Consider the following 17,991-nt stretch of genomic DNA (forward strand, 5'->3'; position numbering starts at 1 on the left):
AATGGAATCACTTGCCCCGCCGATAGATTTTCCCCTTGAAGAAGTTAAGAAACGGATCAAGTCCGTTCAATCGATTTCAGGGTTGGTTCTCGAATCCGCTCGGAAATTGCAGAAAGAAATCCGAGTCTTCGGCATCATAACGGAAGCGGAAGAAAAAGAGCGAATTACGAAAGCCGACGAATTGATGGGAAAATTCTTAATCGAGTTCATTCGTCAAAATTTCCCGGCCGATTCCATAATTTCGGAAGATTATTATAGGTTCGAAGGTAGTAATTCTTTTCGTTGGGTTCTGGATCCGATCGACGGTTCTATGAATTTTGTACGGGGAATTCCTTTGTATGCGGTATCAGTAGGATTGGAACATCGGGAAACTCCTGTCGCCGGAATCGTCTTTGCACCCGAATTAGATGCAAGGTATTCAGCAATTCTTAGCCAAGGCGCTTTTAAGAATGGTCTGCGAATCGATGTTTCAAACACGGATGCACTGGCTCGATCCCTGCTAGTATCCAGCTTTCCCACAAATCGAAAAGAAATTCTGAACGAAGTAATTTCCGACATCACAGCCTTTATAAGCTGTGGCAGATCAATGAGGCGAACCGGATCCTTCGTTTTGGATACTTGCTGGGTAGCGGAAGGCGTATTGGACGGTATTTGGGAAAAGGGAGTTAAGCTCTGGGATACGGTGGCAAGTTCGGTTATCCTTACCGAAGCGGGAGGAAAGTTAACAGACTTTCAGGGAAGACATTTTCTTTCGGGCCAAGCTGAAGTCGTCGCTTCCAATGGAAAAATTCATAAACAGATCATCGATATTTTGCGGAATGTGCGAATCTCTATCGGAAGAAATTAACAGGGTAAAATTTTCCGTAAAATTAATGAGAGAATCTATCATTTAGACTCTCTCATTAGAGAACATTCGGTACAAATAGCGTTACTGCTTTAAATAGGCTTCTAAAGCGGAGATTTCATCATCGCTAAATGGAAACTTGGTCATCAACTTACTTTCTCGTTTCGGCTTATAGCCTTGCGGATATTCGCCATCCCGAATCCGCATCTTTAACAATTCGAATGTAGAGTTTGCGACCGAAGGTCCGACAGCTCCATCTAACTTAGGATTTTGGTTATGACAAGCCGTACAATTTGCGATATAAATTCCTTTTCCTTTAGCGGATAATTTTTGTTCCGGAGAAAGATTTTCTTCTCCTTTACAGCTAATAAAAAGAATTATAAAAGAAAAACTAAATATACAGGTATAAAAAGAAAGGCGGTTAAAACCGCCCCCCATTTTACCGAACCCGTTATTATGGGAACGATTCATTTTATTCATCCTTATGCCGTCAGTAACGCTTCCATCAAAAGATAGGTAACTAACGAGAATATCACACCGCTGGTGATCACAGCTTTTACGGATTTGATCGGCTTTACAGTCTGGCCGTTTTGATCCGCTACTAATGCGTTCACTTCGAAAATCAGAATAATAAGTACGATTACCCCTAAGAAAAGTCCCAATTTATTCGGGCTATAAGCTAACGGAAGATTTCTTGCAGCTCCCATAGCAAATAACATCGGAATGGAGAAAAGAGTGTTGGTTCTTGATGCCACAAATGCACGATTTGCGTTCGGCGCCGGATCAACCGTCGTTTCGCCTTTTGCCTTTGCGATCACTACCTTTTGATTCGGCCAAATTACGAACCAAACATTTGCCCACATAAAGGTACCGAATACTGCACCTACAAGAATTACGACAACCCATTGCGAATTATGCGGAATCCCGTTGGCAAGAGCAAGAGCTATCATTAAAATTCCGGAAAGAAATGTGATCATTGCTCCCCATCGGAACCACCAGAGCGCCCTAGGGACAAGTTTTTGAGTAGCGTTCTTTTTCGTTTCCGCATCGGTTTCGTTAAAGAAAGGTCCCTGAACGAAATTGAAATAGTACAGCATTCCAATCCAAGTAATACCCGCTAAAAAGTGGATATATTTAACTATAAAATAGAGACCCTGTTGGGTAAAGAGGGCGAGTTCCATGATTCCTCCGCTCACAGTTCAAAAATTTCACGATTCAGTTGGAAAACCGAACCCTTCATAGATTCGTTTTAAAAGAAGCTAAGTCAAGCAGTTTTAGAAAGTTTCTAAATTGAAATCCTTTCCAATGTGAAAAGATCAGCCGAATCGTTTGGGTTTTAAATTCCGAAATAGCATAGGAGTGCAACTAGCGGATTTCTTATTTCTTCCCGCCTAAGTCCTGCACAACCGCCCTTTCAAATTCCGAGACAAAACTTGGAGAATCCTCTTCCTCCTTCGACCTAAACGGTAAGAACCTCTCCCGTAAGATTTCCGACTGGGAAGTTAAGGTAACTTTTGTCCATCGTCCGTTGCGGTGAGTGATCGACACGAACTTACTTCCTCCGTTTCCTTCAGAACCGTTGACTAAAAGTTCAAAATAATTTTCGAAGTACTCCTGCATATTGCCGGGTATAAAAATATTTACAAAGCCCGGAGGAAAGATCGATAGAAACCTTCCTCCGACTTTCGTTTCGGGAATTTTCGTAAATTGCCCCGAAACCGAATCCGTCTTGGGACTTCGGACAAAGCGAAGAGAGTAACCCAAACCTCGAATCTCGATTTTTAGACCGAACGTGCTTAAAGTTAAGTAAAATCGAGCATGGATACTTTTGGGTTTTGCCCAATACCCCTTCGGTGAAGCAGGGATATTAAGATAAATCGTTTTTCCTTCATTATAAATTTCCCATCCGCTGGAAAATCCACCCGGCTGAAATAGTTGCAACCGGAAGGCCGCTTGCTCTAAACGCTTTCCATATTTCTGATATGCCAAAGGAAAATTCTCCTTCGTCTTACTTGAGAGCGTATAAGAGAGCGTTATCGCTTTTTCATCCCTGACCATATCACATTCTAGATTTGCACAAAGAAACTCCTGCAGAACGGAAACCTTTGTCAAATCGTCGGCCAGAGGATTACGAATGTGATCCAAAAAAGATTCTATATGAGGCAGCACATCGATAACGCTCAATTCCGGAGAAATCATCTCCGTAACTCTTTTAATTTTATAAATCGGATGTTCCCTGAAATAATGTTTCCTTGCTTCTACAAAAATACCGTAAGGAGCTTCCGGTGTCACCGTCGGTGCAAAACCGAGCATATCCGGTCGATAAATTTGGCCTTCCTTAACTAGTCGCATTCCCATCGTCAACGAATCACCGGTCTGAACGAATTCATTTTCATCCGAAGGTTCGGGATTTCCGTACAATATACGACTTACGGACCCTTCTTTAAAATCCTTTCGAATCGAATCTTGGTACCTAAAATAATTCTCAAAATATTCGGCTGCGATTTTATTTTTTTGAACGCAACCGAAAGAAAGCGTAATGATCGGAAAGAAATATAAAAATTTCATTTCCTTCCTTTTAACCTATCCTTTTTAACGAATTCGAAGAGGCGCGAAACGGTGGAATCATCTACTGCAGTAAAGTATTCTTTATGAATTAATGATCCGTTTCTAGAGTATATTCTCAGAAAGGATTTACCGTCTTGCAAGCCTTCCGAGAGAGATCCCTTTTTATCTAACAATAAGCTCTCGTAATCCTTTTCTTTTTGGTCGGAAATATAATCGAAAACCTGCTTCGGAGCATATTGAAGATTTAAGTAAGCGAAAAATTCCACACTATCATCATCTGATAACATCGTCTGCATTTTCCAGTATATCTTCCTTCCGTGTTTTCTACAAATTACAATATCGTGAAAGCCGCAGCCCAGAAAGAAGAATGTCCTACCACTGACCGAATCCGAGGAAAATTTTTTTCCATTTTGATCTTCTAACGTGAATCTTGGTACGACTTCCTTTGAGGAAAGAAGAACAGGAAAGAACATGGCCAACCAAAATGATCGGCGAGCTATTCTTAGAAATGGGTTTGGCTCCGAGCGAAACACTATTTTAGTTTGACAGAAGGTCTTTTTCAGGCGTTCCCGAAGAATTCCGATTAAGAAATTTTTTTACTCGATGGATTACTTTCGATGTAGCCTAAAAACGCCGTCCCAATCTGCTGAAGGAGGTTGGTTTAAGAATAATTTGGTTCTTTTAGCGTATAAGCGAACTACGCTGTCCAGAGGCTTTTCCTTATACAATTCGCGGAAAATCGAAAAGGCTTCTTTAAAATTTCCCACTTTATACAGAATAATCCCTTCGGTAAGCTTTGATCTAACGGTATCCTTCCATTCCGCGAGTTCCGGAGGATCCGCTTCATATACCTCATACAATATGACAGGTTGAGTTTTACCTTTAACTATAACCGTATCGATTTCTCTGGCTCTAATATCGGAAAGAAGGTTTAAACGCAAATACGTGTGATGGGTAATCAGAATTTTCGTCTTATAAAAAGTCGTTAAATTTTGAACTCTTGACGAAAGATTTACTGTGTCTCCCACGACGGTCGTATCGATCCTTCTTTCACTTCCAACCGTGCCGAGAATCAAGGGTCCGGTATTAATTCCAATCCCGAGATCCGCGAGACCCGTTTTACCATCATCTATCGTCCCCACGAAGCGAACCATATCTATCGCAGATTGAAGAGCATTATCCGCAGAATTGAATCGTTCTTTTTCTGCGCGTTCACTATGATCGGAAAATAAAGCGAGGATAGCATCGCCGATATATTTATCAATGAATCCGGCGTTTTTATAAATAATATCCTCGAAACCGGAAAAATATTTATTTAAGTACTTTATATTCTCATCCGGGGTTAATCTCTCGGAAATGGACGTGTATCCTTTTAGGTCCGCAAAGAATACGGACATCGTCTTTTCACGCGAATCCCCGATCTTGATGTCGACCGGGTTTCTTCGATCCAGAATAGAAATGAATTCCGAAGGAACGAAACGGTAGAAAGCGTCTCTCTGTTGGGAAATTTCCAAGTTTAATTGTTGGGATTCCCGATAAAGGCTCACATATCTCGAAACCAGCAGGCTAATGATGATAAGGATGAATGCGAAGTAAGCGACCTTGAAATACGGGTAATGAATCCCGATTATCTTATAGATAGCATCTAGCGTGTCCCAGATGCCGAAAATTACGCAAATGCCAATCCCGACGGCTAGCTTTATCGAATCCGGCTTATTCTTTCGGATGGCCTGAAACGAGAAAAACAGGACATATAGCAGCATCGGAATCAGAAAAAACTGAAACAGTCGAAGATTAGGTAAAAGAAATTCAAATGGAAGAACCCAAGTAGCGATGAAAAAAACCGAACTTACGGTACAAAACACCCGAATCGCCCAAAACGTTCTCTCTTTTTGATAGAAGAAGTCTTTTATAAATAGCATGAACAAGGGGACGATCGGTATCAGACTGGAAAATTCCAGTCTGTAAAAATAGCTCGTGTCCGGTCCGTTTTGAAAATTAACAAATTTATGATATATATGATATGATGTCGAATAAAAGTATACGGATGATAAAAGAGAAAAGAATCCGAAATATAAATAGTATGAATCTTGTCTTCTAGTTATATAGAATAGGACATGATAGAAACCGAAAATAAAATAAATTCCGAATAGGAAAATATCCAAATATTCGGAATTGGAATCATAAATTTCTTCCAATGGGGAAATTTTAAATCCGCTTGCATGATAAAATCCGAAATGATCGTTAGGCACATATTTCGTGACGGGAGCCGTTCCGAAAAACCGTATCTTTATTTCATTTTTGTTAGGCTTCAAAATGCCGGAGTTAATAGGAATGATCAGCCCTTTTAAAGATCTCCGTTTAACAAGATCTCTATCCGCACCGTAATATCTTTCTTCTCTTAGTAAAACTTCATTCAGCTCGACTATCCAATTTTCTCCAATGTCGGGCAAATAAATCCCCGAAGGAATTTTTAAGAGTTTTTCATCCTTATCGAATTCGAATACGGCTCTCACTTCCACTTCGTGAAGACCTGAGCCTGGCGCAATCGGGAATATTTTAGTAAAAGCAAACGGAAAAGACGGCAATTCTATCCAACGGTAATCAGGAGCAGAAATCTTTTTTTTCGATTTCGCCGGGGCTGATTCATCCGCAGCCAATTTCGGATCCGTAAGCCAAACGCCTTCCCATTTTAAGGTACCGAAATCGATGAAAGAAGAATTATCTTTTCTCCTAGCGCAACCGGACTGGGCGATCAGTAAAGTAAGTAGAAGAACGAACGTTAATCGACGGAAAACGGATTGGCCCAAACTAGGGACCTCACATAACTAGCTCGTCTTCTCCAGCACGAGCCACAACAATATCTCCGGATTCTTCCAGTTTACGAATAATATTTACGATCTTTTGCTGAGCGTCTTCCACGTCTTTGATGCGGATCGGCCCCATAAAATCCATATCTTCTCTTAATAGATTCGCGGCACGTTTGGACATGTTCTTGAAAATCTTTTCCTGAACTTCAGTATCGACGGACTTAAGTGCCTTTGCCAGATCCGAGTTGTCAACTTCTCGCAAGACCTTTTGAATCGCACGGTCGTCGAGAAGAACGATGTCTTCAAAGACGAACATCCGTTTCTTAATCTCTTCCGCTAATTCAGGGTCTTCCTCTTCCAAAGCTTCGATAATGGTTTTTTCCGTTCCCCGGTCGACTAAGTTTAGAATTTCAACTACGGAGTCGATACCGCCTGCGGACGTATAGTCTTCACTGGCGAGAGTGGAGAGCTTCCGCTCGAGGACTCTTTCTACTTCCCGTAAGACGTCCGGTGAAACCCGGTCCATTGTAGCAATCCGTTTTGCCACTTCCGCTTGAATAGTATGAGGCAAGTTGGAAAGAATATTCGAAGCCTTTTGCGGATCTAAATAAGAAAGAATAAGTGCTATTGTTTGCGGGTGCTCATTTTGAATGAAGTTTAAAAGATGCTGTGGATCCGTCCTTCGAATAAAGTCGAAGGGGCGAACTTGAAGACTCGAAGTTAACCTGTTGATGATGTCGATAGCCTTTTGATTTCCTAAGGCTTTTTCCAAAAGGCCGCGAGCAAAATCGATACCGCCGTTTGAGATGAATTCCTGAGCCATCATGAGCTCGTTAAATTCTACGAGAACTTTCTCTTTATCCTCTGGAGTGATTTTATCCAGTCGGGCGATTTCAAACGTGATCTGTTCGATTTCGTCTTCTCTAAGATGCTTAAAGATTTCTGACGATACGTCGGAGCCTACGGCAATTAAAAAGATAGCCGCTTTCTGTCTGCCTGTTAGCGTAGTCTTCTTATTTAGCACAGTCTCGGTTCCTAAAAGATATTATCGGCAAAATCGAGTATTTTCAAGGCAAAGATTTTTCTTATGGAATGACTTGCCAAGAAGACATAAATGGACCATTCTGGGAAGTAGCAAATTGTAAGGATTTCCGGCATTGAAAACAAAAGTCTACGAGTACAAAAACTGTAGCACCTGCAGAAAAGCTCTAAAATACCTCGAATCTAAAAAAGTCGAATTTGAAACCGTGGCAATCCGCGAAACTCCTCCAAAGAAAGCCGAATTGAAGAAAATGTTAGGCTACCTGAACGGCGACTCTAAACGTTTATTCAATACGTCTGGAGGAGACTACAAAGAATTGGGTCTGAAGGATAAACTATCCAAAATGAGCAGCGAGGAACAATTCGATTTACTTTCAAAAAACGGGAATCTTGTAAAGCGTCCGTTTGTTCTTGGGGAAACTTTCGGCTTAGTAGGCTTTAAAGAAGACGAATGGAAAAAAATATTCGAGTGACCTTTTAGTCCTAATATCCGACTAGAACTCAAGAGAACTCGACATTCCTAAAGTCACGCTTTGGCTTCATTCATTCGTTGAGTGAAGCCAAAGCTCCTTGAAAATCGATCTATCTTCCTACCGAACTCATCATCGATTCAGGGTAACGCAGCCCGAATGCGGCTCCATTCGGTGCAATCGAATCGATTCGTTTTAAATCTTCATTCGACAAGGTTATCTCTGCTGCTTTAGCATTCTCTTCAAGATACGATCTACGCTTGGTGCCGGGAATCGGAACGATATCTTTTCCTTTAGCGAGAACCCAAGCTAAAGCCAATTGCCCCGGGGTTACCGACTTTTCTTTCGCGATTTCTCGAATTTTGGCAACCAGATCCAGATTCTTTTGAAAATTCTCGCCTTGAAAACGGGGAGAGAATCTTCTATAATCCGACGGATCCAAATCTTCAAATTTCGTAATTTGTCCGGTTAAAAAACCTCGTCCGAGCGGACTGTAAGCGACAAACCCGATTCCGAGTTCTCTACAAGCATTCAGTAATCCATCTTCAGGATCTCGACTCCAAAGAGAGTATTCCGTTTGGAGCGCCGAGATAGGATGCACTTTAGACGCTTTTCGGAGAGTATCAATGCCTGCTTCGGAAAGACCAATGTATTTGACTTTTCCTTCTTTTACTAACTCCGCCATCGCACCTACCGTCTCTTCTATCGGCGTATCCGGGTCCACTCTGTGTTGATAATAAAGATCGATATAATCGGTACCTAATCTCTTTAAGCTAGCTTCGCAAGCTTGCTTAACATATTCGGCTTTCCCATTGATCCCTCTTTTTTGCGGATCATTGGGATCTCTGACGATTCCGAATTTAGTCGCGAGTACGACTTTATCCCGCTTTTCATGGATCGTTTTACCTATCAACTCCTCATTAGTATAAGGACCGTACATATCCGACGTATCCAGGAAGTTGACCCCCAACTCCAAAGCTCGATGTAGAGTCGCGATGGATTCCGCATCATCTCTTTTTCCGTAAAAGTCGGACATTCCCATACAGCCTAAGCCGATTTCGGAAACCGTAAGACCGTTTTTACCTAATTGCCTTTTTTGCATGATCTCTCCTGGCACCGACGATACGCAGAGAAGTTAGGAAAAGAATCAGAGATTTGCGACTAATTCCATCCCCTTACCTTCGCGTGTGATCACAATTCCGTCGCCGGTGCAGTCCAGAATTGTGGAAAGTTCTACCTGGAATATACCTCCGTCTACGATTCCATCGACTCGGTCTCCGTATTCTTCCTCCAACATCTCTACATCGATGATAAACTCTTCTTTTATGAAGACAGAGGTCGACGTTAACGGATTCGGATGAATTTCCATTAAGGCTTGCAGATATCTCGAATCCGGAATGCGAATCCCGATATTCTTATCCTTTTGGTTGGTAAAAGAAACCCGAGGAAGATGCTTATTCGCCTTCACGATGAAAGTAAAGGGTCCAGGAGTTATTCGCTTCATTAGACGGAAAGACTCGTTGGAAAGTTGTTCTATATAATGTGAAGCTACGGAAATGTTAGGACAGAGTAGCGATAAGGGCTGGTTTTTGGGGATATTTTTTAGTTTGTAAAGCTTCTCGACTCCGCTGTGGGATTGTGAGTCCGCAATCAAACCGTAAACGGTATCCGTTGGAAATATGTATACACCCCCCTCGGACAATCTATGCGAAACTTGTCCGAGGATCCTTTTCTCCGGATTTTTGGGATGTATGGATAGAATCATATTATAGAGGTTACGCCCCCATCTACTACGATAGTTTGTCCGGTCACATACGCAGCTGCATCGGACGCAAGATAAAGCGATGCTCCAACCAAATCCTCGGGCTTTCCTAAGCGGGCCATCGGAATTCTCGCTTTCATTTGAGCCATTACTTCTGGCTTTTCCTTGATCATATCCGTCATATCCGTATCTATAAATCCCGGGCATACGGCGTTTACCCGATAACCGGAACTAACCCACTCGACCGCAAGAGCTCTAGTCATATTTACCACCGCACCTTTGGTTCCACAATATACTGAGGCAAATTTTGTACCTCGTATTCCTAGAACGGATGCAATATTTATAATATTTCCGCCCTTCTTTTTATGTATTTTATAATACGCCTGACAGGAACGGAAAACACCAACAAAATTTGTCTCAGTAACGTTTTGTATATCTTCTTCTTTAAAAAAAGCCGCCGGTAAATTCGCGGCAACCCCTGCGTTATTCACGAGAACATCCAGTTTTCCGTGTTTCTTTACGATAGATTCGATGACAGGATCCATTGCTCCGATTTCCCTAATATCTGCCGGAAATCCTTCGATACCTGATCCTTCGAGCCGTTTAATCGATTCCGAAGAGGATCCGGTGCCATATACGATCGCACCTGCATCTTTAAATCCTTGCGCGATTTGCCTTCCGATTCCACGGGTAGCTCCCGTTACTAAAACTGTTCTTCCACTTATATCGAATATGTTTCTCAAAATTTTACTCCGCCTGTTTCTTTGCTAGGTTCCGAATAATTCACTTTAGGCCTTCCATCTCCATCAATTGGGCTGCAAGGGTGTTCAGATCTTCTATAGTCAGCTTTCCGGCCCGCCGTAATGTCATATCGTTCAAATAATTTTTTCGAATCCAATCGCATATTATTTCCGTAATCCGTGCGAGTATCGCGATCCAATTCCCGCTTTTTGGGGAGCGGTTCCAAAGGATCGACCGGCTCCTTTGACGGTTTTGCGTTTTCTCTGATCTTATATTCGTCTTTTAAAACGCCTCGATCGATATAATGACTATAGCCCTCGTATTCCTCGTGAAAGGGATCGCAATCCGATAAATCCGGAACGACCTTCACTTTTCCGCAAAATAAATCCAACCAATTGCATGTCTTGTCAAAGGTGACATTTTTAAAATTCTGTAGGTTCATCCCACGACAAGCAGGCAACGTAACCGACACGATAAGCATTAATATTATATTGATTATATTTCGATGCACTTTCATTCGTAATAACATTCCGACATTTAACGTAGATAAAGAAAATTCATTTCCTTCCCGATTCGGTTCCGGATGTCGTTTTTACTCCGGGAGCGTCGTCTTGTTTCGCCTCAGGAGGTAAAGACCCTCTTCTTTGCTGATAAATTTTCCGAATTGCTTCCTTTTCTTTCTTACGATGAATTTCTTCCGACTCGGTCAATAATTCCAGACAGTCATCCCAATATTTTACTTCGTCAGAACTAAGATAATCCGTTTCTAAAACACGATTTTTGGAGAGTTTTGCCTCGGGCTCCAATTTTCCTTCTTTCGTTTTTTCCAAAAGAATCTTCGCTTTATATAGATGGAGCAGTCCTTGCTTAGCAAAATAAAGACCTTGTCCTTGGTTACCTGATTCTCTCTCCCCCTTACCAGCAAGCCAAGTGTCACGAAAAATCTGAAGATGCTTTTCCATTACCGGAACGTACTGCCGCCCCTCCGCATCTTTATCTATTTTTAAATCTACGATTTTTGGCTGTAATTCCTTTTCCAGCATATCCGATTTTGCCAAGACATCCTTAGATTGTGCCTCAGCTATCTGATCTAATTTCCCCTTTAGAGCCTGGAATGACGTGGAAGCTGAATCCCATTCTCCTCTTTGAAAGGTGGATTCGACTTTAGAGTATTCTGATATGAGTGCATCCCATTCGTTTTTTCTTCCGAAATTCAACAACGTCGTCCGCAAATAGCGAAGTACTATCCATGATCTTTTCCTAATTGAGTATGCTCGCGATTTCGGATCCACATTCGGGTTGCTTATCGAAGGAGATGTCGAATCGGAGGAATGCTTATTGCTTTCATCTTTCGAATTGACAGCCGCTCCCGTTTGCGCGGATGATTTCGAAGAGAAGCCTAGGATCGACAGTAGAATAAATCCGATAGCAAAAGTTTTTTGAGATATCCGAAGAAAATGTTTCATCGTTGCAATCCGTTCGTCCAGTGATATCGGGAAAAGGAGTGCCTGGCAAGGCTTTTCTTGGAACATGGATGAATGCTGATCTTACGCTCCCGTTCTCCAAGAAGACGCGAGATTTTCGATTCACTTGGACTCTCCTATTTTATTGACGCGTGCGATGTGGATGAAACCTCGTTCGATACGGAAGACTTCCTCGAATATCTGAAAAGGATTACTATCGCAAAACTAGGCCCCCAGATCCTAAATACTTTGGATGTCCAAGTATCAGCGGATACGATAGTCGTTCGTGATGGAGCAATTCTCCAGAAACCGACCAATGAAGAAGAAGCAATATTTATGCTTACCAGTTTAACGAATCGCACACATCTGGTCCTTTCCGGGATGGCGATCCGAAATCGGGATCAGGAGATTTTCGATTACGACGTTTCCGAAGTTCTCTTTTTACCGTGGAAACGAGATGAGATTCTAGATTACATTCGAAGATGTCGGCCTTACGATAAGGCGGGAGCATATGGTATTCAGGACCTCCGCTCTCCTGTTCGATTCTTTACAGGCTCTTACACCAATATTCTGGGGTTCCCGATTCGAAAATTTTTCCTATATCATAGGATTTGGTCTGAATTTTTGGGAAAAGAAAAGTAAGGCGGAAGCAAGGAGCAGATTTCGATTAAGCGTAAAAATCGAGCAGGCGACCTTTCGCTGAACTAGATTCCTCGGTTTTACTAGTTCCTTCAGGCCCATAAAATTTTAGATTCTGACCTAAGTTTGAAAAATCCTTCTGCTTTATAGGATCAACGGGGGGAACGATCGTCCGATTTAAAATCGGCTTCACATAGGTAAGAGTTTCCTCCGGATAAGAAATCCTCTGAATTCCGTCGCTAATTTTCATACTTGTTCGAAGAGGAAAATTTAGCCTCTTCAAGTATTAGATCGGCGCTAAACGGCTCAAGCTTTAGGCCGATTTCTAAGATCATCCGCTTGACTCACCCGAATTTAGCTGCAGAATGTTTCTGTGGCATCAAGTACTCGAGAATCTTCCGCCCCTTCTTACGAAAATCTCTTAGACTTCCTCCATAAAGCGAAGGGAGGAATCGAAAAACTACCTCAGGTTCTATTCGTCGTTTCCGAGGATTCGTACGAATTCGGATTAGTTAGCGATCTTTACCGAGAAGCGTTTCGTAAATCTGGTGACCCATTTGAAGTAGTAGTCTTCGTGTCTGAGCCGGGAGACTTGGAAGCATTTCAAAATGAAGCCATGAATTTGGATATGTTCGCGGCACGCAAATTATTCGTGATTAAATCCGGAACCGATTTTTTTAAACCGCTATTAGGTAAGGGTAAATCGAAACCCGGCGCCCGAACCCAGTTTTCCTCTTTACCGGAATCGGTGAAAGTTCTCGTTCATTACGATCATTGGGACATTTCCAAAGAACTAGTTTCGTTATTCGGGGCGGAAGCGAAGTATTTCAAATCGGGGAAAATCTATCCTGATAAACGAAGAGAAGCTTTTCTTCGGGCATGTAAGGAAGCCGACGTAAAACTAGACGACCAAGCGGAGGAGGAATTTATCTTAAGAGTGAATCCAAGCGCCGGTTCTTATTTAAAAAATCTTGAAAAAATGCGATTATATTTAGGAAAAAAATCGTTTAAACTAGAAGATTTAAAAGAAGTATTATTTCAGTCTTCCGAGTTTAGCGCGCCTGAAATCCTGGATTTCTTTTTCGAACGGGACTCCTTGCGTTTTGCAAAAGAATTCTCTAAATTCAGAATCGGCAAGGATTCGCTTTTACTATTTCTTTCCTTGTTAAAGGACCACACGGATAGGCTGCGAAAGTTTAAGGTAATCTCGCGTTTTTACGATAACGTTCTCTCCGAAAAAGAACAATCGGACTTACTAGAGATGCAAAATTATTCGCCGGGAAGAAAAAGCCATATGTTCAGGCGTTTACGAAAGGAAAATTCCCTTTTTTCGGATAAAGATGTACTCGAACTCTATGATTTCATCATCGATATCAATCGAAAGATAAAAACCGGAGCAGAAAAGGAAGACACCGTTTATTATTTTCTCAGGCGGGTGGAGAATTTTTTTCGTCGTCAGGATCGTACAGTTCAAACTCGGTAATCTTTCTGTAGATCGTTCTCTCCGAAATCCCCAGTATACGCGCAGCTTTCTCCCTATTTCCGTTTACAAGTAGTAAATTCTTTCTAATAATTTCCCTTTCGTAATCCCTTAACGGAATTCCGGTGCGAACTTCCAATCCATTTTCGTTTCTATATCGTGTCTCGAATAATTCCGGCGGAAGATGTTTAATATCCAGAGTTTTAGTGTTATGCATAGAAACCATCCCTTCCAAGAGATTACGAAGCTGATGTAAATTTCCCGGGTAATCGTATTCGAGCAGAAAGTTTCCAAGCTTTTCGGAAATTTTAATACTCTTACGATTATATCGCCTACTTACTTCCTCTAAAAAGAAACGAACTAGCGACGGAATATCCTCCTTCCGATCTCGCAAACAAGGAAGCTGTACTTGCAAAGTCTGAATTTCTAGTAAAAGAGATTCTAGTAAAATTCCCTGACGAACTTTTTCATTGAGTGAAGGGGTCTCGGCTAGGATGTACCGATTTCTCCCTTTTTCGGCGCGGATTTTTTGCAGAAGCCTAACTTGATTATTACTTCCTAATTTTGAAAACCCTTCGATCAAAATAAGATTTCGATCCTTACCTTCCAGATAAGAAAAAATCTCGTTCGCTTCCTCTTCCGATTCCGCTAATCCGAAATCTACGGAGAGAAAACTGGGAAATTGCGGTTTTGAAAAGGAGTGAAACAGCTTTCCTACGTAACTTTTTCCAGTACCATTTTCTCCCAAGACGAGAACAGGCAGTTCGGAAGCCGAGGTTTGTCGGATTCTATCCAGGAGCTTTTTTGTTACGGGCGACAGAGCAACGAATTCAAAATCTTCCATTGGCTGTATCAGGGACGGGAGAGTTCCAAGATTTCCCCCCGCACCAAACAATCGAATTTTGATTTCTCCGTATTCTGAAAATAATTTCTTACGGTCGAAGGATCACAATCCAAAGTCTTTGGTGGGGAATAGGGATACGCCTCTACCGATTCCGGTAGTACTTCGACCCCTTCGGAGGAGGATGCGGAAGAAAGAAAGGTAACTTTCCAGGTACCTTTTTTACCTTCGGATAGTTCGAAAAAAGAGGGAAATTGCATCCAAAAAGCTCTCCCTTTGGTTTTTATTAACGCTTTTTTGCCTGAATTTGAAAATCGATCTTTAGAAGAACCTGAGACTGATTTAGCCAATAAGATGGAAAAATTGCTTCGGACAGGTTCGGAGGAAATAACTTTTTCCTTTCGAATTTTCTCATAAATTTCCGAAAGAGTCCAAGGATTTAAAAACTCTCCAGCAGAATAAGAGCCGCTCATTTCTACTTTTTCTAGAACGGTTTCATCGATTTCTGCATTCGGATCTAAAACTTCCGGCGTGGTGTACAATCTTCCACCCTGAAAGACGAGAGTTTTAGAATCTCTAGCCGTGACGATTCTTTGAAAATATGTAACTTCACGAAAGTCCGCACCCCGGCTAACCGCATCCCTATGCGGTCTTCTCGATTCTGGTCCTGAATAAGAGGAATATAAAATAATCACTTTACATCCGATCTGGCGAAGGGATTCGATCGCAGCGGGATAGACGCTATCATTTTGTCCTCCTTTCGCATTCGTCAGTATGATTATGGATAAATCAGGTTTGGTTCCCATTTTATCTTCGGAAACCAGAATTCTTCGCAATCTAACTAGGGAATTACCCAGGTCCATAGTCGTCGATTTACCGCTTGGCTTCCAATCTTTCCATTGATTTCGTAATTCCGCGCGAGAAGATTCGGGAAATATCTTAGAATAACTTTCTCCAAAAACTGCTAAGCGAAATCGAGTTTCGGGTCGCCAGGAAAATGCCTCTATTTGAGACATAAATTCTTTTCTTTCCGAAGCGAAAGAAAACGAGCCATCCACCATAAATATTTGCAAATTCGGAGAATTGGCAGTGTTGCTAATATTTCCCTTAATTTTCTTCCTTGGAACGAAAGGGAATGATTCTCGGGTCAACTTCTCATATACTTCGAACAAATCTCTCTTGCCGATTGAGGAAAATTCTTCCCATCGAGATAGATTACAATCGAAGACGGATCGATCGATTCTAATCTTGGTTTGGATCTCGACGCTGTCTCGTACGACATAGTCTGTTTTAAATCGCAAACAAGCTTCGCGAAATTGCTCTTTCGACAGCTGAGCGCGCAAATATTCCATTGCATCCGGATCTTTTTGATCTCGAAATGTATCTTTGATCTTTATCGAGTAGGCTTTGCTCGCGTAGAATTGGCCCAATCTAGACAACTCGAACGGTTTTTCACCCGTTCCCTCTATCGATTGAGGTGCTATGCCTTCCCAATGCCCCGGAAGAAACGCCATCGTCGTCGCTATTGCGTCGCTTACCGGAAGCATTAGCAGAGTAGTGCAAATTATGCAGAAATTTTTTGACAATTGTGCGCTGCGAAGAAATTTTTTATTCCTTAGTTCCCTGGAAAAAATAATTTTAAAACATTTCATTAAAAATGGTTGCGGAATCCGTTTAATGGATATATTCCTCAAAACCATCTGATCAAGGAGAAAATGATGATCAAGAAACTAATCGCTATTTCACTAGCGGCTGTACTCTTCTCCTATTGCGGGCCTAACACTGCGCAAAAGGATGCTACCTCTGTTGGTGACGGCGGATGGTCTTTCGAAGGCTGGGGTGGTCCCCCTGAACAAAGAAGCGACGGGAAAACTCCGAAGGATACCAATCCTAAAGATTATTACTACATGAAGTTTGCTTCTCGTGCCTCCGCAAAGGCTGTTGCTAAAAAGAGCCCGGCGATGATGCAATCCACTTGCCGTGAAGCGTCTCGTCTTCAAGGAGCTTCCGATGTAGTTAAGAAAATGGTCGGTGAGACTGTTGAATCTGCTTCTGGAGTATCCGACGGTGAAGCAACTGCGAACGTAATCGTTTCGCAATCTGCTGGTATCGTTAAAGGTGTAGGGGTTTACGAGTGTAAAGCTACTGGCGCTGGTTCCGATCCAAAAGATGTTTCTAAAGACAACTGGGAAGAATGTCAGTGTGTTATCTACGCTAAATTCCCAGGCGGCCGCGACGCTCTAGTTGCGAAAGCTCAAGAAGTTGGTAAATAAGCACTATCTTCTTTAGGTTTTTAACTTACCTATAAAGGAAAGCCTCACCGTAAAAAGTGAGGCTTTTTTTATGCTTAGATATTGAAAGGAGGTAAGGAATTATTGCTCGTTTAACGTTAATCCGTATTCCGTAGCCATAGAATTTGCATCTTCCAAGAATTGATCTCCTTTTTCCGCTACCGATTTCAATAACTTCGCTGCAGACGATTTTAATTCTTCCTGCTTCGCTGTTTCCGAAGTTTTTGCAGATTCGATTAACTTGGCACTGGCACTTCTCAAATTACGTAAAGTATCTCCTAATAAAGGGTCCTTTGAAATATTAGGGGAGGCAGGTTGAATCCAGACGTCCATAATATCCGTAAGCTTGCCTCCTTTTACGATGGATCCGTAGCATCGCACTTTAGCGAAATCTCCGCTGGCTTCTACTTCCAAGCAATACATACCGCGCTGCAATTTACCCTTTGAAGGAGACGTCAGGGAATTTTTCGCAAACGTTTGATCTCCTTCCGAAACTACGAACAGAATCGCATCAAAGAAATTTTTCGCGGGAGCAAATCCTTCCTTATTATCAACGGTCTTTAATTTTAAATACTCCGTGACAATTTTATTACCTTTTTTATCCGTTTCCTCACGAGTTACGATTTCAATTCCTGAAACTTCTTCCATTCCGTAAACGAGAGATGCCTGATCCGCCTTACTCGTACTACCCGGGTTCTTATAAATCCACTGGTCCCAGCCGGAATATTTAGTACCTACAATTTGGTTTTGTTGGGAAGGTACTTCTTTTTTACAACCGACTAGAGTAAAAATGCTAAAAACGACAAGAGCGCTCAGAATATTGCTCGTTATTTTCATTTGGTCTCATACTCCTTTATGAAGTCATAATGAGGGATGAATAAAAATTCCTGTCAATCTCATTCCTAAGCTGGTTACGCATAGAATCGGGAGGATCAAATTTGATAGTTACTTTGTATCTCTCGCCGATATGAGAAAATAAATCTTCTCGATTGATTTTTGCTTAATTGAATATAAGAAGTCCGAAACCAATCGGACGTGTTT

Annotated in this window: 20 protein-coding genes; 5 read left to right on the top strand and 15 right to left on the bottom strand. The window is 41.8% G+C overall.

What is annotated here, in order from left to right:
- Position 1 precedes the first annotated feature (1 nt).
- On the top strand, positions 2-847 hold the full coding sequence (locus tag LEP1GSC050_RS12260; protein ID WP_010571503.1) for an inositol monophosphatase family protein: 846 nt from the start codon (positions 2-4) through the stop codon (positions 845-847).
- An 81-nt stretch (positions 848-928) separates the two neighbouring features.
- On the opposite strand, the gene LEP1GSC050_RS12265 is transcribed toward LEP1GSC050_RS12260, so the two are convergent.
- From LEP1GSC050_RS12265 to fliG, 6 genes are all read right to left on the bottom strand, one after another.
- Positions 929-1,315: a c-type cytochrome gene (locus tag LEP1GSC050_RS12265; protein WP_010571504.1), complete on the bottom strand. Its 387-nt coding sequence runs from the start codon at positions 1,313-1,315 to the stop codon at positions 929-931.
- 11 nt (positions 1,316-1,326) lie between these two features.
- Positions 1,327-2,025 (bottom strand): urate hydroxylase PuuD, encoded by a 699-nt coding sequence (locus LEP1GSC050_RS12270; RefSeq protein ID WP_010571505.1) that lies wholly within the window; start codon positions 2,023-2,025, stop codon positions 1,327-1,329.
- 196 nt (positions 2,026-2,221) lie between these two features.
- Complete coding sequence (locus LEP1GSC050_RS12275) at positions 2,222-3,412, bottom strand: LIC10025 family lipoprotein (RefSeq protein ID WP_010571506.1); 1,191 nt, start codon at positions 3,410-3,412, stop codon at positions 2,222-2,224.
- Positions 3,409-3,708, bottom strand: a complete 300-nt coding sequence (locus LEP1GSC050_RS21125; protein WP_232225706.1) for a hypothetical protein — start codon at positions 3,706-3,708, stop codon at positions 3,409-3,411. Before LEP1GSC050_RS21125 ends, LEP1GSC050_RS12275 begins: the two co-directional genes overlap by 4 nt.
- A 312-nt stretch (positions 3,709-4,020) precedes the next feature.
- The gene (locus tag LEP1GSC050_RS12285; RefSeq protein WP_010571508.1) at positions 4,021-6,222 is read right to left on the bottom strand and encodes an adenylate/guanylate cyclase domain-containing protein; all 2,202 of its coding nucleotides are present in this window, start codon (positions 6,220-6,222) and stop codon (positions 4,021-4,023) included.
- Between the two features lie 10 nt (positions 6,223-6,232).
- Positions 6,233-7,246, bottom strand: a complete 1,014-nt coding sequence (gene fliG / locus LEP1GSC050_RS12290) for a flagellar motor switch protein FliG (RefSeq protein ID WP_010416486.1) — start codon at positions 7,244-7,246, stop codon at positions 6,233-6,235.
- A 133-nt stretch (positions 7,247-7,379) separates the two neighbouring features.
- Between fliG and LEP1GSC050_RS12295 the strand changes: the two genes are divergently transcribed.
- Positions 7,380-7,736, top strand: a complete 357-nt coding sequence (locus tag LEP1GSC050_RS12295) for an arsenate reductase family protein (RefSeq protein WP_010571509.1) — start codon at positions 7,380-7,382, stop codon at positions 7,734-7,736.
- A 109-nt stretch (positions 7,737-7,845) separates the two neighbouring features.
- Here the strand turns inward: LEP1GSC050_RS12295 and LEP1GSC050_RS12300 are convergent, their stop codons facing one another.
- The 5 genes from LEP1GSC050_RS12300 to LEP1GSC050_RS12320 are packed head-to-tail and all read right to left on the bottom strand — an operon-like array spanning position 7,846 to position 11,453.
- The gene (locus tag LEP1GSC050_RS12300; RefSeq protein ID WP_010571510.1) at positions 7,846-8,835 is read right to left on the bottom strand and encodes an aldo/keto reductase; all 990 of its coding nucleotides are present in this window, start codon (positions 8,833-8,835) and stop codon (positions 7,846-7,848) included.
- Positions 8,836-8,880: 45 nt separating this feature from the next.
- On the bottom strand, positions 8,881-9,498 hold the full coding sequence (locus LEP1GSC050_RS12305) for an L-threonylcarbamoyladenylate synthase (RefSeq protein ID WP_010571511.1): 618 nt from the start codon (positions 9,496-9,498) through the stop codon (positions 8,881-8,883).
- Positions 9,495-10,238: an SDR family NAD(P)-dependent oxidoreductase gene (locus LEP1GSC050_RS12310; RefSeq protein ID WP_010571512.1), complete on the bottom strand. Its 744-nt coding sequence runs from the start codon at positions 10,236-10,238 to the stop codon at positions 9,495-9,497. Before LEP1GSC050_RS12310 ends, LEP1GSC050_RS12305 begins: the two co-directional genes overlap by 4 nt.
- Complete coding sequence (locus LEP1GSC050_RS12315; RefSeq protein WP_010571513.1) at positions 10,235-10,753, bottom strand: hypothetical protein; 519 nt, start codon at positions 10,751-10,753, stop codon at positions 10,235-10,237. The genes LEP1GSC050_RS12310 and LEP1GSC050_RS12315 overlap by 4 nt, the downstream gene beginning before the upstream one ends.
- A gap of 40 nt (positions 10,754-10,793) precedes the next feature.
- Positions 10,794-11,453: a hypothetical protein gene (locus LEP1GSC050_RS12320; RefSeq protein ID WP_232225710.1), complete on the bottom strand. Its 660-nt coding sequence runs from the start codon at positions 11,451-11,453 to the stop codon at positions 10,794-10,796.
- Between the two features lie 321 nt (positions 11,454-11,774).
- Here LEP1GSC050_RS12320 and LEP1GSC050_RS12325 point away from each other — a divergent pair, with 321 nt between their 5' ends.
- Positions 11,775-12,341: a Maf family protein gene (locus LEP1GSC050_RS12325; protein WP_010571515.1), complete on the top strand. Its 567-nt coding sequence runs from the start codon at positions 11,775-11,777 to the stop codon at positions 12,339-12,341.
- 25 nt (positions 12,342-12,366) lie between these two features.
- On the opposite strand, the gene LEP1GSC050_RS12330 is transcribed toward LEP1GSC050_RS12325, so the two are convergent.
- Positions 12,367-12,588 carry a hypothetical protein gene (locus LEP1GSC050_RS12330; protein ID WP_010571516.1) on the bottom strand — a complete coding sequence of 74 codons (222 nt, stop codon included), beginning with the start codon at positions 12,586-12,588 and terminating at the stop codon, positions 12,367-12,369.
- Positions 12,589-12,711: 123 nt separating this feature from the next.
- Between LEP1GSC050_RS12330 and holA the strand changes: the two genes are divergently transcribed.
- Positions 12,712-13,821, top strand: a complete 1,110-nt coding sequence (gene holA, locus LEP1GSC050_RS12335) for a DNA polymerase III subunit delta (RefSeq protein ID WP_010571517.1) — start codon at positions 12,712-12,714, stop codon at positions 13,819-13,821.
- Here holA and LEP1GSC050_RS12340 read toward each other — a convergent pair.
- A complete protein-coding gene (locus LEP1GSC050_RS12340; RefSeq protein ID WP_010571518.1) occupies positions 13,766-14,662 on the bottom strand; it encodes an AAA-type ATPase lid domain-containing protein in 897 nt (298 codons plus the stop codon). The genes holA and LEP1GSC050_RS12340 overlap by 56 nt on opposite strands.
- 8 nt (positions 14,663-14,670) lie before the next feature.
- On the bottom strand, positions 14,671-16,245 hold the full coding sequence (locus tag LEP1GSC050_RS12345; RefSeq protein ID WP_040911667.1) for an LIC10012 family protein: 1,575 nt from the start codon (positions 16,243-16,245) through the stop codon (positions 14,671-14,673).
- A gap of 132 nt (positions 16,246-16,377) precedes the next feature.
- Here LEP1GSC050_RS12345 and LEP1GSC050_RS12350 point away from each other — a divergent pair, with 132 nt between their 5' ends.
- Positions 16,378-16,932, top strand: coding sequence for a lipoprotein LipL21 (locus LEP1GSC050_RS12350; RefSeq protein ID WP_010571520.1), 555 nt, complete (start codon positions 16,378-16,380; stop codon positions 16,930-16,932).
- A 99-nt stretch (positions 16,933-17,031) separates the two neighbouring features.
- Here LEP1GSC050_RS12350 and lenA read toward each other — a convergent pair whose 3' ends face one another.
- Positions 17,032-17,787 carry a lipoprotein LenA gene (lenA, locus tag LEP1GSC050_RS12355; protein ID WP_010571521.1) on the bottom strand — a complete coding sequence of 252 codons (756 nt, stop codon included), beginning with the start codon at positions 17,785-17,787 and terminating at the stop codon, positions 17,032-17,034.
- Positions 17,788-17,991 lie beyond the last annotated feature (204 nt).

This window comes from Leptospira broomii serovar Hurstbridge str. 5399, from assembly GCF_000243715.2.
Lineage (GTDB): Bacteria > Spirochaetota > Leptospiria > Leptospirales > Leptospiraceae > Leptospira_B > Leptospira_B broomii.

What these genes read in the sequence shown, in the direction of transcription:
- LEP1GSC050_RS12260 (WP_010571503.1), top strand. Translation starts at nt 2, where the DNA reads ATGGAATCACTTGCCCCGCCGATAGATTTTCCCCTTGAAGAAGTTAAG.
- LEP1GSC050_RS12265 (WP_010571504.1), bottom strand. Translation starts at nt 1,315, where the DNA reads ATGAATCGTTCCCATAATAACGGGTTCGGTAAAATGGGGGGCGGTTTT.
- LEP1GSC050_RS12270 (WP_010571505.1), bottom strand. Translation starts at nt 2,025, where the DNA reads ATGGAACTCGCCCTCTTTACCCAACAGGGTCTCTATTTTATAGTTAAA.
- LEP1GSC050_RS12275 (WP_010571506.1), bottom strand. Translation starts at nt 3,412, where the DNA reads ATGAAATTTTTATATTTCTTTCCGATCATTACGCTTTCTTTCGGTTGC.
- LEP1GSC050_RS21125 (WP_232225706.1), bottom strand. Translation starts at nt 3,708, where the DNA reads ATGCAGACGATGTTATCAGATGATGATAGTGTGGAATTTTTCGCTTAC.
- LEP1GSC050_RS12300 (WP_010571510.1), bottom strand. Translation starts at nt 8,835, where the DNA reads ATGCAAAAAAGGCAATTAGGTAAAAACGGTCTTACGGTTTCCGAAATC.
- LEP1GSC050_RS12305 (WP_010571511.1), bottom strand. Translation starts at nt 9,498, where the DNA reads ATGATTCTATCCATACATCCCAAAAATCCGGAGAAAAGGATCCTCGGA.
- LEP1GSC050_RS12315 (WP_010571513.1), bottom strand. Translation starts at nt 10,753, where the DNA reads ATGAAAGTGCATCGAAATATAATCAATATAATATTAATGCTTATCGTG.
- LEP1GSC050_RS12325 (WP_010571515.1), top strand. Translation starts at nt 11,775, where the DNA reads ATGCTGATCTTACGCTCCCGTTCTCCAAGAAGACGCGAGATTTTCGAT.
- LEP1GSC050_RS12330 (WP_010571516.1), bottom strand. Translation starts at nt 12,588, where the DNA reads ATGAAAATTAGCGACGGAATTCAGAGGATTTCTTATCCGGAGGAAACT.
- LEP1GSC050_RS12340 (WP_010571518.1), bottom strand. Translation starts at nt 14,662, where the DNA reads ATGGAAGATTTTGAATTCGTTGCTCTGTCGCCCGTAACAAAAAAGCTC.
- LEP1GSC050_RS12350 (WP_010571520.1), top strand. Translation starts at nt 16,378, where the DNA reads ATGATCAAGAAACTAATCGCTATTTCACTAGCGGCTGTACTCTTCTCC.
- lenA (WP_010571521.1), bottom strand. Translation starts at nt 17,787, where the DNA reads ATGAAAATAACGAGCAATATTCTGAGCGCTCTTGTCGTTTTTAGCATT.